Raw genomic sequence first — 15,443 nt, 5'->3', positions numbered from 1 at the left:
ATCTTTCAATACCGGAAATCCTACAGGAATATAGGCTGCCAGGAACCATACCAACCGTACCCAGCCTGTAAACCATGCAGGTTTTATATAGTTATCAAAGGCAATTCCCAATAATAAGATGATAAAGGATATAATGGCCGGCAGAAACATCTGAAAGACCGTCTGATCTCCGGAGTCATGAGAGTGATCATGTCCGTCATGGTCATGTCCGTCTCCTTCTGCGTGATGATGTTGGTGTCCTTTTGTATCTGGTTTTTCCGGGGTTGTACTACAGCATTTTTCCATAACTGAATATTTTTATACAAATGTAAAGATGAGACTGATGCAATGCTATTGCAAACTTTCAAGACAGTTTTCGCAGATTCCTTTGGCAAAGAGTCTTATTTCGTCAATCCTGAAATTGGTCTGGATATTTTCAGGGAAAGAAATATCTTCTTTGCAGGTAGTCTGCTTGCATATTTTACAATAGAAATGCAGATGCCAGTCTTTATGTGTTTTTTCATCACAATCATCTTCGCACAGTTTGTATTTTGTGGTTGTATTTTCCTGAATGCTGTGAACAATTCCTTTTTCTTCAAAGGTTTTCAATGTTCTGTAGATGGTGATTCTGTCAGCATTTTCAAAATGATTTTCTATTTCAGAAAGGGATAAAGCCGCTTCCTGAGAGCTTAAAAAATCATATACCAAAATCCTCATACTGGTGGGTTTAGTATTTTTATCAATGAGTTTGTGTTCTATATCTTTTTTCATTGTACGCATTTAATGGTTACAGATGGGCTTCAGTTTCTTCATAGTCTTCTTCTTCGATCTGAAAAGTGGTATGACTGATTTTAAAATTAGCCATCGTTGTATCTGTCAATGTTTTTAATAATTGATTCCGGGAATACCCGTTTTCTTTTACAACGTGTACGCTCATCGCATTGACACTGGATGTTAGCGACCAGACATGCAGATCATGGATACCTTTCACTCCCGGAGTGCTCTCCAATGATTGGCGAAGTGCATGAATATCCACATCTTTAGGGGTTCCTTCCAGCAAAACATTAATGGCTTCTTTCAACAGTCTCCATGTTCTTGGGAAGATCAGCAGTCCGATTGCTGCTGATATCAACGGGTCGGCGTAGTACCAGCCTGTGGTCAGCATAATTACTCCGGCTATCATTACTCCTACTGAAGTAAGCATATCTGAAAGAACTTCAAAGTACGCACCTTTCATATTGAGACTGCCTTCTGAATCTTTTCTTAAAATCATCATTCCGATAATATTAACGATCAATCCGATTCCGGATACAATCAGCATGGATTTACTTTGAACTTCCGGCGGGTTCTGAAAACGCTGATAGGCTTCAAACAAAACATAGATTGAAATTCCTAGTAAAACCACAGCATTCACTACTGCTGCCAGTATTTCTGTTCTATAATAACCGTATGTTCTGGATGGATCTGCTTTTCTTTCTCCTATTTTAATGGCAATAAATGCCAGCAATAATCCTACCACGTCGGTCAGCATATGGGCTGCATCCGCTAATAGTGCAAGACTATTGGTAATGATTCCTCCTATTACCTCAGCGATAAGATAGGTTCCGCTAAGGCAGAGAACAATCAGGAGGTTCTTTTTATGTCTGCTTCCTGCAGAAACGGTTTGTGTTGGTGTACTTTCCATATTGTGTATGGTTTAATTACATTTCATAATAAGATGTATTTTCTTTTTTTGGGGGAACATTCTGCTCACCAATCATCTGTCTGATATTGATTTCTATAGTCTGTGCCAGAGAGGTCATTGGAGTATCAACAGGACCATTTTCAAACGGATCCTGCATAATGATGGATGTTTTTTCAATAGCAATGAATGTCACCGGAACCAGGAAAGTGATTGCAATTTCTACCAACAGCTGTGAATCATCAAGCCCAAACGGAAGAATGGCTGCAAAAACATAGATCAGAATATGAACCAAAACACTGTAAGACCGTGGAAAAACGGTATTCTTCAGTCTTTCGCATTTTCCCATACTGTCGCAGAGTCTTGTGATGATATCATTCAGCTGCATTTGCTGGAAATCCGTCAATCCTTTGGATGCTGCCATTTCTTTCAGCTGTCTTGAATGTTCATCCAGAATAGCATTGGGAATATTGACAGCGTTGATCTGATGTTTATCCAGATACTGCTGAACTTTTTCAGAAAACGGAAGCTTTCTCAGAGATTCTCCAAGGGCATAGGTCCAGATGATCTGTCTTTCGGCAAAACCTTTTATTGCTTTATCATCTCCTGCAGGCATAAACTGAATGATCAGTCTCACAAAAGTCCGGGAATCATTTACGATAGCACCCCATACTGTTCTGGCCTCCCACCATCTTTCATAAGATTGGGAGGTACGGAATGCCAGCAGCAGAGATACGGCTGTTCCCAGCAATGCAGGGATATTTAAGGGCAGTGATATTTTGCGAAACCACGGCAATTCGTCCAGAAGACCAATAGCTATGGCAAATATTCCGATGAACAGAATTTGGGTTTTTATTTCACGGATGAAATACCAGACTGATATTTTTTTGTTTAGTAACATAATCAGGTCATTTATTAAAAATTCGGTGAGATACTCTTTACTTTTTTTCTGCCGTTTCTATTCAATAAAAATTCCGTAAACAGCTCTAATTTAAGGATTAAAATCGACATTTTACTGGTTCCGGCTGCTTTCATTAATGTTCGTGTTCTCCGGAATTCACCAGTTTTGCATTCACGAAAAAGGCTCCTTTCACTACTATTTTTGCATTGTCAGGAATATTTCCTACCGGAGTTATCGCAGTATATCCCATATCGGAAGTTCCTTTTACCACTTCTATTTTCTCAAAATTTAAGGTTTTCGGATGTGGTTTTCCTTTTTCTTCATGTTCTTCTTCCGCTTTTTTATCGGTCTGAATAAACACATAGTATTTTCCATCTGCTTCTACAATGGCTTCTGTAGGCACTGCAGGAGTTGTACTTTTATCAAGACTTACAATTCCGGTGATATTCATTCCGTCAATCAGTCCGGATTTGTTTCCAATTACTTCGCAATGCATAGAGATGGTTTTACTTTCGTTTTCAAAAGAAGATCCTATGCTGTAAATTCTTGCATCATATTCGGTTTCCGGATTGTTCGTCAGTTTAAAATGAACAATCTGCCCTACCCTCATTTTAGGAAGATCTTTTTCAAATACCTGAAGATCGAGATGAATAGAACCGTTATCGATCACTGTAGCAACGGGAGAAGAGATATCCACATAACTTCCGATCTGTGCTGTAATACTGCTGATTGTTCCACTGATTGGTGCTGTAATCACCAAACCGGATTTCATGTTTCCATTGCTTACTTTTCCAGGGCTTATTCCCATCATCTGAAGCTGTTTCAAAAGAGATGCTCTTTTTGTTCTTAAGGTTTTAAGCTCAGCATCAGCACTCTGAAGATTTTTCTTTGCGCCTGCATCATTATCAAAAAGCTCTCTCTGTCTTCTGTATTCCTGTTCTGCATAGGTAATTCGGCTATTGGTAGTCAGATAATCTTCCTGAAGCTGGATATATTCCGGATTGGCAATGGTGGCAATGACCTGCCCTTTTTTCACAATACTTCCTACCTGAATATTGATGGTTTTGATGATTCCTCCATACAGGGAAGTGATGGTTGCTTTATTACTATTGGGAACGCTCAGTAAACCGTTAGCTTTTATCGTGGATGTCAGCTCTTTCATTTCTACAGTTCCCAAAGCAATGCCTACAGATTTCATCTGATCCTCTGTAAGAGAAGCTATGGTTTGAGGTTCCTCGTCATGGCCTTTTTCCGATTGTTCGGTTTTAATATCTGCCTTTTCCGTTGCCTTTTCCTGTTTTCCGCAGCTTATGATAGAAAGAGCCGTGACTGTAAGATATATGATATTGTGTTTTAGTTTCATGTTATTTATTGATGATTGAATTAATAGTAACTACAGATTGATTCACCTGCTGGATAGATTCCAGGTATTTTAATTGAATATTTGTGGCAGTCTGCAGGGCAAAAAGATATTCTACATAGGAAATTTCCCCTGTTTTATATCCCAGTTGAGCTGCTTTTACAATTTTTTCAGCATTAGGAAGCGCCTGATCTGTGTAATATTCATATTGCTGTAAATCCTGCTGATACTGACTGAAGGCATTTTCCAACTGAGCGGAAAGCTGTTTCTGCTGCATTCTAGCATTGGTTTCCGCAACCTGTTTTTCATATTCCAGCGCCTGAATTCTTGCCTTCGTCGCTCCAAATGTCAATGGAATCGCTACTCCTACTGTTGCCGACTGAAAGCGTTTTCCTGAATTATAAAAATTTTCCTGTCCGTTAATGGTATGCAGGCCTATCAAAGACTGATTGGTGTATCCTAAACTGAAATCCGGCAGTCCGAGGGATTTTTCAACTTTTTTATTTTTTTCGGCGATCTCCATTTCCTGGTAAAAAGCTTTTACCGTAGGATTGTTGGCAACCACAGCACTGTCGAGGACATTTTCTGCTTTTAAAGGAGCATAATCTTTGTTAAACGAAACTTCAATATCTTCCGAAGTGTTCATCAGAGTCTTTAAATTCCTGTAAGCGTTATTCAGATAAACTTCATTTTGTCTGAGCAGCAGATCAATTTCTCCTTTCTGGGTTTCTGCAGTACTGATTTCTATTTTCTTGATATCACCTGCTTTAAATCTCACGGTTGCAATTCTGATAAACTCTTCATAATATTGATCAAGACTGGTCAGCTGAGCCTTGTTATACTGAAGGTATTCAATCTGGTAATAGTAAGTACGCACCTGTTTTATCAGCTCATTGGCTGTAATCTCTTTATCAATCTGCTTGCTTTTAATATTCTCATTGATTAAATCTTTTCTTGCTTTAAAAAGTGTCGGAAAAGGAATGCTCTGTGAGATCGCAAACGATTGGTCAAACTTTGGGCTGTTGTACTGACCAAGCTGAGCTTCAAAACTTAATTTCGGGAGTTCTTTTGCAGTTGCCCTTAATACTTCAGCGGATTTAATGCTTAAGTCTTTTGACTGCAGGGTTAAATTATTGTTCACTGCCTGTTCTACCGCCTGTTCTATGGAAATTGGTCTGGACTGTGCGTTAAAAGTCTGTCCCACCATTATGAATCCTACTGCCAAAACGGCAGTAATCATTCCCGTATTATTATTCTTTCTTTTCAAAATCTTTGTGTTAAAAATAATGTACAGCATCGGTAAAACGAATAATGTAAGGAATGTTGCCGTTACCAGACCCCCAATTACTACTGTCGCCAAAGGTTTCTGTACTTCAGCTCCGGCTCCGGTGGAAATAGCCATTGGCAAAAATCCTAGTGAAGCTACGGTAGCCGTCATCAGTACCGGTCTCAATCTGGTTTTCGTTCCTTCAAAGACTCTTTTCAGAATATCCGTTTCGCCTTCTTTTTCTAATTGATTGAATGTTCCTATCAAAACAATTCCGTTCAATACTGCTACTCCAAAAAGAGCAATAAATCCAATTCCGGCACTGATACTGAAAGGCATGTCTCTTACTAAAAGCGCAAAGACACCCCCAATAGCACTCATAGGAATGGCTGTGAAAATCAATGCAGCCTGCTTGAATGAACGGAAAGTAAAATACAGAAGCATAAAAATCAGAAGCAATGATACAGGAACAGCGATCATCAGACGTTGGCTTGCTTCCTGCAGGTTTTCAAACTGACCTCCGTAAGTAAAGTAGTATCCGGAAGGCAGTTTCACTTTCTCCAGTTTTGCCTGAATATCTTTCACCACACTTTCCACATCACGGTCTTTTACATTGAACCCAATCACAATTCTCCGTTTTCCCTGTTCACGGCTGATCTGCGCAGGCCCCAGTTTATAACTTATATTAGCCACCTGTGACAATGGAATCTGCGCACCGCTGGCGGATGTTATCATCAGATTATTCACATCTGAAATATCGGTTCTGTGAAGACTGTCGAGACGAACTACCAGGTCAAAGCGTCTCTCATTTTCAAAGACCTGACCGGCAGCTTTTCCGGCAAAGGCCGTGCTTACTGCATTATTGACATCTTCGATATTCAAACCGTAATTGGCAATTCTTGTTCTGTCATACTGTACATTGATCTGCGGAAGACCGCTCACTCTTTCAATCTGAGGAGCTGTAGCCCCATCAACAGTCTGAATGACTTTCCCAACTTTATCTGCATATATGGCAAGAGAATCAAGGTTTTCCCCGAAGATCTTTACGGCAACATCCTGTCTGATCCCGGTCATCAGCTCATTGAAACGCATCTGGATAGGTTGATTTTTCTCAAAGAATACTCCGGGAATCGTTTCCAGTTTTTCACTGATCTCATCGGCCAGTTCATTATAAGATTTTTTGGTTTTCCATTCGCTTTGTGGCTTTAATACCACGATCATATCAGTTGCTTCAGGTGGCATCGGGTCTGTAGGAACCTCAGCAGAACCGGTTTTTCCGACTACCATTTTCACTTCATCAAACTGTTTGATAATCCTTGATGCCTGCATGGAGGTTTCTATACTCTGGCTCAAAGAACTTCCCTGCGGTAAAATACAGTGGAATGCAAAGTCTCCCTCCTGCAGCTGCGGGATAAATTCCCCACCCATATTTTTAAAGATAAAAGCAGAGATAAGGAACACTACAGCTGTTGCAGAAACAATGATATACTTTACTTTGATTGCTTTTTGTAATAATGGCTGATAGATCTTTTGAAGGCGGTTCATCATTTTATCAGAGAAGGTTTCTTTATGGGATATTTTCTTAGATAAAAACAAAGCACTCATCATGGGGATATAGGTCAGGGATAGAATCAATGCTCCCAGAATGGCAAATCCTACTGTTTTGGCCATTGGGGTAAACATTTTTCCTTCTACACCTGCCAGGGTAAGAATCGGAATGTATACGATAAGAATGATGATTTCTCCGAAGGCCGCACTGCTTCTGATCTTTGAGGCAGAAAGGAATACTTCTTCATCCATTTCAGACTGTGTCAAAGCACGGGTAGATTTCCTTACGCCTAAATGATGCAGGGTTGCTTCTACAATAATCACGGCACCATCTACAATCAACCCGAAGTCTATGGCTCCAAGGCTCATCAGATTGGCGCTTACCCCGAAAACATTCATCATTCCTAAAGCAAATAACAAAGAAAGCGGAATGGCCGAAGCCACGATAAGCCCGGCTCTCAGGTTTCCAAGAAAAATGACAAGAACGAAAATAACGATCAGTGCTCCTTCGATGAGGTTTTTCTGTACGGTATTGATGGCTCTGTCTACAAGGTCTGTTCTGTCCAGAAATGGTTCTATAATAACATCATCAGGAAGAGATTTCTGAATGGTCGGAATTTTTGCTTTGATGTTGCTGACCACTTCATTACTATTCGCCCCTTTCAGCATCATGACTACTCCACCCACAGCATCTACCTTTCCATCATAAGTCAAGGCTCCGTAGCGAACGGCACTTCCTAAACGAGCATCAGCAACATCTTTTATAAAAATCGGAACGCTTCCTGTTTCATTTTTAACCGCAATGTTTTTAATGTCTTCCAAAGAGGTAACCAGACCAATTCCACGGATGAAATAGGCGTTGGGTTTTTTATCAATATAAGCTCCTCCTGTATTCTGATTGTTTTTTTCAAGCGCTGTAAATATTTCAGTGATACTTGTTCCCATTGCTTTCAACCGATTGGGATCAATAGCGACTTCATATTGTTTTAATTCCCCTCCGAAACTGTTGATCTCCGCCACTCCCGGTGTTCCGTTCAGCTGTCTGCGAACGATCCAGTCCTGCATGGTACGGAGCTCTTTAGCATTGTATTTCTTTTCGCTTCCTTTTTTAGGGTGAAGAATATACTGGTATACTTCTCCAAGTCCTGTACTTACAGGAGCCAGCTCGGGAGTTCCTACTCCTTTTGGAATTTCTTCGACTGCGTTTTTCAGCTGTTCATTGATAAGCTGTCTCGCAAAGTAAACATCTACATTTTCTTTGAACACTACTGTAATCACAGAAAGTCCAAATCTTGAAATGCTTCTTGTCTCCTGAATATCGGGAACATTGGCAATACTCTGTTCAATGGGAAAGGTAACCAACTGTTCTACTTCTTGTCCCGCCAGCGTAGGACATACGGTAATGATCTGTACCTGGTTATTGGTGATATCCGGTACAGCATCTATCGGTAATCTGGTGGCACTCCATGTTCCCCAGATGATCAGCACCAGGGTCATCAATCCAATGATCACCTTGTTTTTGATACTGAATTTTATGATTTTATCTAACACGATTTGTATTTAATTTTTATTGAAAAGTGAATGCACACAGTATAAAATACTGCAGCAAAAATATCCTGAAAACCTCTGCAATGGTATTGCAAAGTTTTAAGCACGAATAAGTATTAGAAAGCATAACTTTCTAAAAAATCAATAAAAATTAAATTTTAGGAGGCTGCCAGATAGGATCGTAAACCTGGTAAGCAAAGTCGTTTTTGTGGAATAAAATCTTCTTTGAAAAATAAGCAGGAATCTGCTCGGGAATTTCCAATAAAGGATCCATTTTAAATGCTGAAACTGTTATCTGGCAACAGCTGCAGGCACACAGCGGAGAACAGATGTCTCCTTTTTCTTTTGAATGATTTTCCTTAACACTCAGGGAAACTATTTTGTTCCCGGAATTCTGTGGATGAGACACATCAGCACATGGCATCAATGATAGCGCCATGAAATAAATTGCCAGTATCCATCTTAAGAGGTTCATGGTACAAAGGTAGAGATTTTTTGTAAAATGAATTATTTATTGAGCATTTACCCAATATTCTTTACGGAAAAACTTATTCACAAATACTATACCAGTCCTTTATGATAAAAATAAAATTCATATCATTGAAAATAAAAAATAACTCAACATCAAAAAGCATATATGAAATATTCTCTTGATCACCTTTTGTTCGCTTCAATAAAAATGAAGTGAAACAACCTGACCTTTCCACTATAGCATACAAATAAAAAATTTTTGATTATGATTAAATATATTTTTTCAATACTCTGCATGATGGTATTTTTAAACAGCTGTGGACAAAAACTATACAAAATAGAAAAAGATAAATATGATGAACCCTTATTAAATGATAAAGTACAATATTCATTTAAAGAAAAACCTTCTGAAGAAGATTTAAAAAAAATTGATACTACCACATATTATGTTCAGGTCTTTGAGGGGAGATATTACAATGAAGGAGAAATGAAGAATCCAAGGATAATTATTTTTCATAATGATGGTTTTTTCAAGAATGAATCACTTATGTATTTTGGAAAATTTGATGAGCATAGAGGAAAAAATTCTGTTTATTACGGAGGAAAATATAGAATAAAAAATAATGAGATTTTTATCGAAGAATTCATTCCTGCTTCTCAAGGTAAAACAAAATGGTATACCAGGAGAGTAACTAACGGTAAAATAGATGGTAATAAGATTATTTTTAATGAAGGTTTAGTTTCCATTTTTGAGAAAAGAAAAACTTTGCCCGTAAAATAACAAGATCTTTAATTGGAGAGTGGATACTTTTCAATGACTTATACAAAAATTCTTAAAGACAAAAACCACCGCAAAAAGCAGTGGCTCAAAAAATCAATCTAATTATGGACTATATCTCATAAATTCGGGTTATTCTCAAATTCCCTTTGTGGAATACTGAATAAATAATAAGTACTGTTTGGGGTGAAAGCAGTTTTATCTGGGAAATCAAGAACGGAATGTCCTTTACCGTCTACTGTTTTCACGGTTCCGTCCGGTGTAGTGATCTGAACTTTTATCGGTTTGCCGTCAGCATCTACAAACGGTTTTCTTACTACTGTACCCTGCGTTCTGATGATATCTGAAAGGGAGAATCCTTCGCCGAATAATTCTTTTCTTCTTTCAATCAGAACGGCATCTACTACTGCATTCTGTGACAATGATCCAGAATAAATATTAGCATTTCTGGCAGATTTCAACTGGTTCAAGACTGCTACCGCTTGAGGAACATTTCCGTTTCTGGCTTCCGCCTCAGCTTCGATCAGGTACATTTCAGCAGCTCTCATGTACACAATATCTGCAATAAGGGTTGGCTTAAACTTAAATTTGGCATACCTCAGCAATCCTTCTCTACCTTTCTGTCCGTCCCATGAAAATAACTGGTATCTGATGTCATTGGTATCAAAAAGATCTTTAAAATAAGGATCCGCCATAAAGCTGTAATAATAACTTCCTGAGGAAGATACATCCAGATAATGGAAGGCATAACTTTCATCAGACTGTTCCTGGGTCTGTGCATGTCCCCAGATCCATTCTGCGTTGTTGATATCATTGAAACCTTCTTTATACTTTTCCGGAGCCATCAGCGGGAAACCTTCCCTTGCAATTTTTGCTGATGCTGAAGCTTTGCTCCATTCTCCTGTATTCAGGTAAGTTCTTGCTAAAAGTCCGTTTACCACAGAACGATTGATCTTATCCTTATTATTTCTTGTATAATTTTTCAATAGGTTATCGGCGTCGGTAAGATCACTTTTAATCAATGTATAGATTTCTTCAAGGCTTGCTCTCTTCTTCCCTACTGTGCTTGTTGTGGAAGGTTCTGTATAAATCGGGGCTGTCAATGCTGATTTGTCTTTAAGATAGCTGAACTGATAAAAGCTTGCCAGATTCAGGTAACAGAAAGCACGTAAGGCTTTTGCCTGGCCTTTTACCTGATCCTTTTTCTCCTGGCTGCCTTCTGTGCCATCAATTCTTGTAATCACATTATTCATATTATTGATAGTGGAATACAACATAGTCCAGATAAACAGCGGGCGGCTTGCTGTACTGTTAACCATTTCTGTAAAGGCATAGGTAGAAGCGAAACCATACTTATTGGTCAATACTGCCACATCACTTCCCATAGCATCACTGGCTCTCAACACAGTGGAATACCCGATATTGGCATAGGTTGTTCCGTCATTATTAAACTTTGCCCAGGTACCGTTCACTACCGTCTCAGCACTTTCGGCTGTTTTGAAAACTTCTACACTGCTGGCCTGATCAGTAGGAGCTGTATCCAGCTCGCTTTCGCAGCTTGCCAACGACAAAAATCCGATAAGAGCAAATGATATATATTTTAATTGTTTCATTGTTTCAATTTTAAAAGGTTAAAGCGTTGCCTGAAGACCAAAAGTGATTGTTCTCATGGCAGGATATCTGTAATACGTGGTTCCGTCCAAAGCCTGCTCAGGATCCATTCCTTTATGTTTATAGAAGGTCAGAAGGTTTTCTGCCTGAATATATATTCTGAATTTTTTCAATCCTATTTTCTCAAAATAATCTTCAGGGAGTGTATATCCTAAGCTTACATTTTTAAGTCTTGCATAAGTACCTGAATACAGGAATCTTGAAGACGTTGATGTCCAGTTATTCGTTGTTGTGCTCAATGCAGGAACATCTGTATATGGATTATCCGGTGTCCATCTGTTCAGAATTTCAGAACTCCATGCACGTCCTCCGGCACTTCCGTTATGCATAATGGAAGTATAATCGGTATCCAGAATTTTCCCTCCGATTTTGAAGGTCAATAATCCTGAAAAATCAAAATTCTTATAGGTGATACTTGTGCTGATTCCACCTGTCAGTTTAGGCAATGCAGAACCTTGCAATAGTTTTGTCGCTTTTGAGTATTCTGAAGTCGTTCCTTCCACTGAATTTCCACTGGCATCGGTAGAAACTGTTTTCCACAATGGCTTTCCATTGCTTGGATCTACACCTACCCATTCCGGAATAAAGAAATCATATACAGAACCTCCTACCGTTAACAACTTGCTACCCACCACAAGAGAACCTCCTGGCAATTTGGTTACTTTGTTGTTTAAAGTACTTAGATTAACATCAACATTCCACTGGAAATCCTCAGTTTTAACAGGTGTTGTAAATAATGAAAATTCAAACCCTGTATTCTGAATCGTTCCGATATTCGCCGGATAATCACTGATCCCCAACGACGGCGCAACCGGCATATTAAACAGAAGATCCTGGCTTTTTCTTTTGAAGTATTCGATATTTCCTTTAACCCTGTTATTCAGAATCGCGAATTCCAATCCTACGTTTAAATTAAGGTTGGTTTCCCACTTCACATTATTGGTTGATGTTTTTTCAAGGGTTGTTCCTGGTTCTCCACCAAGACTGATAAATCTGTACAACTCCTGATAAGCGTAATAAAGCGGTTGTCCGTTAGGTCTAAGTAATTTATCATTTCCTTGTCCTCCGTAACTGGCACGCAATGTCAACTGATTGAAAACATTCAGGCTTTTAATAAATTCCTCATTCGAAATTTTCCACGAACCTCCCACTGACCAGAATCTGCCCCACCTGTTATCTTTCGCAAATCTTGAAGAGCTGTCTGCTCTTCCCGATGCAGATAAGAAGTAAGTATTATTGTAGTCATACTCTACTTTTCCAAGGAAACTCAATAAGCTTAATTTATTACTGTTTCCACTGAAACTTCCCAGCAGAGAAGCAGCATCCGGCTCATAGTAATAAGGCAGTGAAAACTGACTTCTTGTTCCTGAAATCGTCTGATAATCGTATTTATAGAATTCATGTCCTGCTAATGCATTAACATGATGCTTTCCAAACTTTTTATCATACGTCAGAATATTGCTGGTTGTATAGGAAAGTGTTCTGGTATTGGTCTTCGTCACCGAACCTCCAATTTCCGCACCTTGCCCAAGTAATGGATTTGAATAATAATGTCCGTTATAATTCACCAAATCAACTGAGAAGCTTGTTTTGAATTTCAGTTCCGGCAAGAAAGTGAATTCCATGAATCCTTTTCCTGAAAAGTTATCTTCTTTATTTTCGTTTTTATCTAAAGGCAACGTTGCAGCAGCATTCTGATTTTGAAGTGCATTTGTAGGTCTGTATTTTCCAAAATCATAAATTGGATTTCCGTCAGCATCTAAAACGTAAGTTCCGTCTGCATTTCTTTCATAATAAGGATAGAATGAAGGAATAAACCTTGCGGCATTGATGATATTGCTTGCCTTGGAATCTGAAGAAGTTGGTGCCTGCTGAATACTGTTCGTATAACTTAAGTTTACTCCAACATTCAGCCATCTTTTAACTTCGGAATTAATTTTAAGCCTGGTATTATATCTTTTAAAACCAGATTCAATGGCCATCCCTTTATCATCCAGATAACCAAGGGAAAAGAAGTAATTACTTTTCTCACTTCCTCCGCTGATATCAAGATCCATCTGGTTTCTTGATGCCACTCTCTGTAGAATATCTCTCCAGTCATCATTCCAGAGTGGTGATGCCCCTGACAATAATTTTCCATCTGTTCCCACCGGTTTTGGATAAGCAGTTCCATATGGATTAATTCCAAGGGTAGAAACAAGATTATCTGTTGCCATCTGAGCAGCCTGCTGAGAAGAAACTTTACCGGACTGATATCCGTTTCTTAATGCTTCCCAATATAATTGAAAATATTGATCCGTGTTTACCTGTTCATAATCTTTGACAGCTCTTCCTGAGAATCCCTGGCTGATATTAAAATTTACTCTGGCTTCTCCTTTTTTTCCTGATTTTGTAGTGATGATGATAATTCCGTTTGCCCCTCTTGAACCATACAAGGCACTTGCTGTAGCGTCTTTCAAAACACTGATGGATTCAATATCACTTGGGCTGATAGAGTTAATATTTCCGTCAAAAGGAATTCCGTCTACTACGTATAAAGGATCACTGGAAGCACTGATGGAACCGATTCCTCTGATTCTGATAGTAGAAACCGCACCCGGCTGCCCTGAGGCACTGGTGGTCTGAATCCCTGCAACCTGCCCTTCCAATGCTTTGGTAATATTGGTTACAGGTCTGTTATTGATTTTATCACTGGAAATGGTGGCTACAGAACCGGTATAGCTGTTTCTTTTTGCTTTTCCGTAAGCTACCACTACGACTTCATCAAGCTCCTTTTCATGAAGACTATCTTTTTTCAGTCTGGAATTCTGTGCACTTACACTGGTGACTCCCAGAAAAAAAGCCGCAACCGGAGGTATCCAGGCTTTAGAATTAAATAAATTTTTACTAATCATAATCAATTTTATTTATCATATATTAAAATTTAACCCTTTGCAGAAAAGTCAGCAAAGGGCATCGATAAATACGATAAACCAAATGCTTATTTTTCCTTAAAAGGCTGAACGTAACACCTTGCCCCAAGGGTAGGTTGTTAAGACTTCACAGGGTCAGTTCCCTCCATCTTTCTTTATAAGCCGATCGAAATATGGTTGCAAAGCTAAAAACTTTTAGTCTACAAAACAAGTAGACTTATTATTTTTTCATGATAAATTTTTAATAATTAACATAAAATTTTAATAAAAGCCATAACAATAAGGAGTTGTAAGCTTTATCATTTATTTAAATATGACAAATATCATTATTAAAAACTCAATTGAAACAAATCTACATCACATTGAAATTTTTGGCCATTAATTAAAAAAAGTTTTTAATTTTATGGTATGAGAGTTTTAATCATCAACGGGCCTAATCTCAATCTTTTAGGCACAAGAGAACCGGAAATCTATGGAAATGTTTCTATGGAAAGTTATTTGGAAAATTTGAAATCCGAGTTTCAGGCTCATGATATAAAATATTACCAGTCTAATATTGAAGGCGAGCTTATTAACAGGCTTCAGGAGGATGACTTCGATGCAGTAGTGATCAATCCCGGGGCTTATACTCACTATTCATATGCGATTGCAGACTGTTTAAAAAATATCAGAAAACCTAAAGTAGAAGTTCATATCAGCAATATCTATAAAAGAGAGGAATTCAGACAGAAATCTGTAACAGCAGCTAATACGGATGCAGTCTTATCAGGCTTTGGAATGGATGGGTATCGGTTGGCCTTATTAAGTTTAAAATAACTTATACTTTTTTATTTAACCACGGATTTCACAGATTTTCACAGATGATTATGAAAAATAATTTATGAAGATAAAGGATAAGATTTACTGTAAAAGCATTGGGGTAAATTCCAGACAATTAACAAAAAGAAAATCTTATATCGTTGAAGAAATAAATGCTGAAAATATAAGAATCTGGAATGATGAAGGAAAGCTCAGATGGTATTCTAAGTTTTATTTCTGCTTGGAGAAAGAACCGGAAATTATTTCCATTCATATTGATGATGAAATAGTAGAGGATACTGAATCTGCTATAGAAGTCACCATTGAATTTTCTGACAAAACAAAATATTGGATGACCTTCACTACTCCAAAGTATTTAAATAAAATATTGGACGGAAAGTCTTACTTTTCTTCAAAGCATTTTATGATTATAAAATATCTGACTGAAGAATCAATCAAATCAACAGTCCTGAAACTGGATGAACAGAATCAATTGATTGAAAGTTGTAAAAAATACTAATAAGAAGCC

The 15,443-nt window shown here is 38.2% G+C and carries 11 protein-coding genes and 1 riboswitch; of the genes, 3 read left to right on the top strand and 8 right to left on the bottom strand.

From position 1 onward, the window contains the following. Nucleotides 1–330: 330 nt before the first annotated feature. The 6 genes from ACLI50_RS16375 to ACLI50_RS16350 all read right to left on the bottom strand — a co-directional run bounded on the left by ACLI50_RS16375 (nt 331) and on the right by ACLI50_RS16350 (nt 8,759). A complete protein-coding gene (locus tag ACLI50_RS16375) occupies nt 331–750 on the bottom strand; it encodes a Fur family transcriptional regulator (protein WP_034691375.1) in 420 nt (139 codons plus the stop codon). A 16-nt stretch (nt 751–766) separates the two neighbouring features. Continuing rightward, nucleotides 767–1,663, bottom strand: coding sequence for a cation diffusion facilitator family transporter (locus ACLI50_RS16370; protein ID WP_411414244.1), 897 nt, complete (start codon nt 1,661–1,663; stop codon nt 767–769). A gap of 16 nt (nt 1,664–1,679) precedes the next feature. Further along, nucleotides 1,680–2,561, bottom strand: coding sequence for a bestrophin family protein (locus ACLI50_RS16365; protein ID WP_411414243.1), 882 nt, complete (start codon nt 2,559–2,561; stop codon nt 1,680–1,682). A 133-nt stretch (nt 2,562–2,694) separates the two neighbouring features. After that, complete coding sequence (locus ACLI50_RS16360) at nt 2,695–3,924, bottom strand: efflux RND transporter periplasmic adaptor subunit (protein ID WP_411414242.1); 1,230 nt, start codon at nt 3,922–3,924, stop codon at nt 2,695–2,697. A 1-nt stretch (nt 3,925) separates the two neighbouring features. Beyond that, the gene (locus ACLI50_RS16355) at nt 3,926–8,287 is read right to left on the bottom strand and encodes a CusA/CzcA family heavy metal efflux RND transporter (RefSeq protein WP_411414241.1); all 4,362 of its coding nucleotides are present in this window, start codon (nt 8,285–8,287) and stop codon (nt 3,926–3,928) included. 148 nt (nt 8,288–8,435) lie between these two features. Next, nucleotides 8,436–8,759 (bottom strand): DUF6660 family protein, encoded by a 324-nt coding sequence (locus tag ACLI50_RS16350; protein ID WP_202841630.1) that lies wholly within the window; start codon nt 8,757–8,759, stop codon nt 8,436–8,438. A 261-nt stretch (nt 8,760–9,020) separates the two neighbouring features. Here ACLI50_RS16350 and ACLI50_RS16345 point away from each other — a divergent pair, with 261 nt between their 5' ends. Beyond that, nucleotides 9,021–9,536, top strand: coding sequence for a hypothetical protein (locus ACLI50_RS16345; RefSeq protein ID WP_202841631.1), 516 nt, complete (start codon nt 9,021–9,023; stop codon nt 9,534–9,536). A gap of 116 nt (nt 9,537–9,652) precedes the next feature. Here the strand turns inward: ACLI50_RS16345 and ACLI50_RS16340 are convergent, their stop codons facing one another. Together ACLI50_RS16340 and ACLI50_RS16335 are read right to left on the bottom strand one after the other, a co-directional pair. Beyond that, complete coding sequence (locus ACLI50_RS16340) at nt 9,653–11,146, bottom strand: RagB/SusD family nutrient uptake outer membrane protein (RefSeq protein ID WP_411414240.1); 1,494 nt, start codon at nt 11,144–11,146, stop codon at nt 9,653–9,655. Between the two features lie 18 nt (nt 11,147–11,164). After that, on the bottom strand, nt 11,165–14,098 hold the full coding sequence (locus ACLI50_RS16335) for a SusC/RagA family TonB-linked outer membrane protein (RefSeq protein ID WP_411414239.1): 2,934 nt from the start codon (nt 14,096–14,098) through the stop codon (nt 11,165–11,167). A gap of 83 nt (nt 14,099–14,181) precedes the next feature. Continuing rightward, nucleotides 14,182–14,280, bottom strand: a riboswitch (SAM riboswitch). Nucleotides 14,281–14,524: 244 nt separating this feature from the next. On the opposite strand from ACLI50_RS16335, the gene ACLI50_RS16330 reads away from it, so the two are divergent. Both ACLI50_RS16330 and ACLI50_RS16325 read left to right on the top strand, forming a co-directional pair. Further along, entirely contained in the window at nt 14,525–14,932 is a 408-nt protein-coding gene (locus ACLI50_RS16330; RefSeq protein ID WP_202841634.1) for a type II 3-dehydroquinate dehydratase, read from the top strand. Between the two features lie 64 nt (nt 14,933–14,996). After that, nucleotides 14,997–15,434 carry a hypothetical protein gene (locus tag ACLI50_RS16325; RefSeq protein WP_343644014.1) on the top strand — a complete coding sequence of 146 codons (438 nt, stop codon included), beginning with the start codon at nt 14,997–14,999 and terminating at the stop codon, nt 15,432–15,434. Nucleotides 15,435–15,443 lie beyond the last annotated feature (9 nt).

Source organism: Chryseobacterium cupriresistens, assembly GCF_046614675.1.
Classification (GTDB): Bacteria; Bacteroidota; Bacteroidia; order Flavobacteriales; family Weeksellaceae; genus Chryseobacterium; species Chryseobacterium cupriresistens.
The sequence above is the reverse complement of the archived record's forward strand: the minus strand, read 5'-3'. Positions and strand labels throughout refer to the sequence as shown.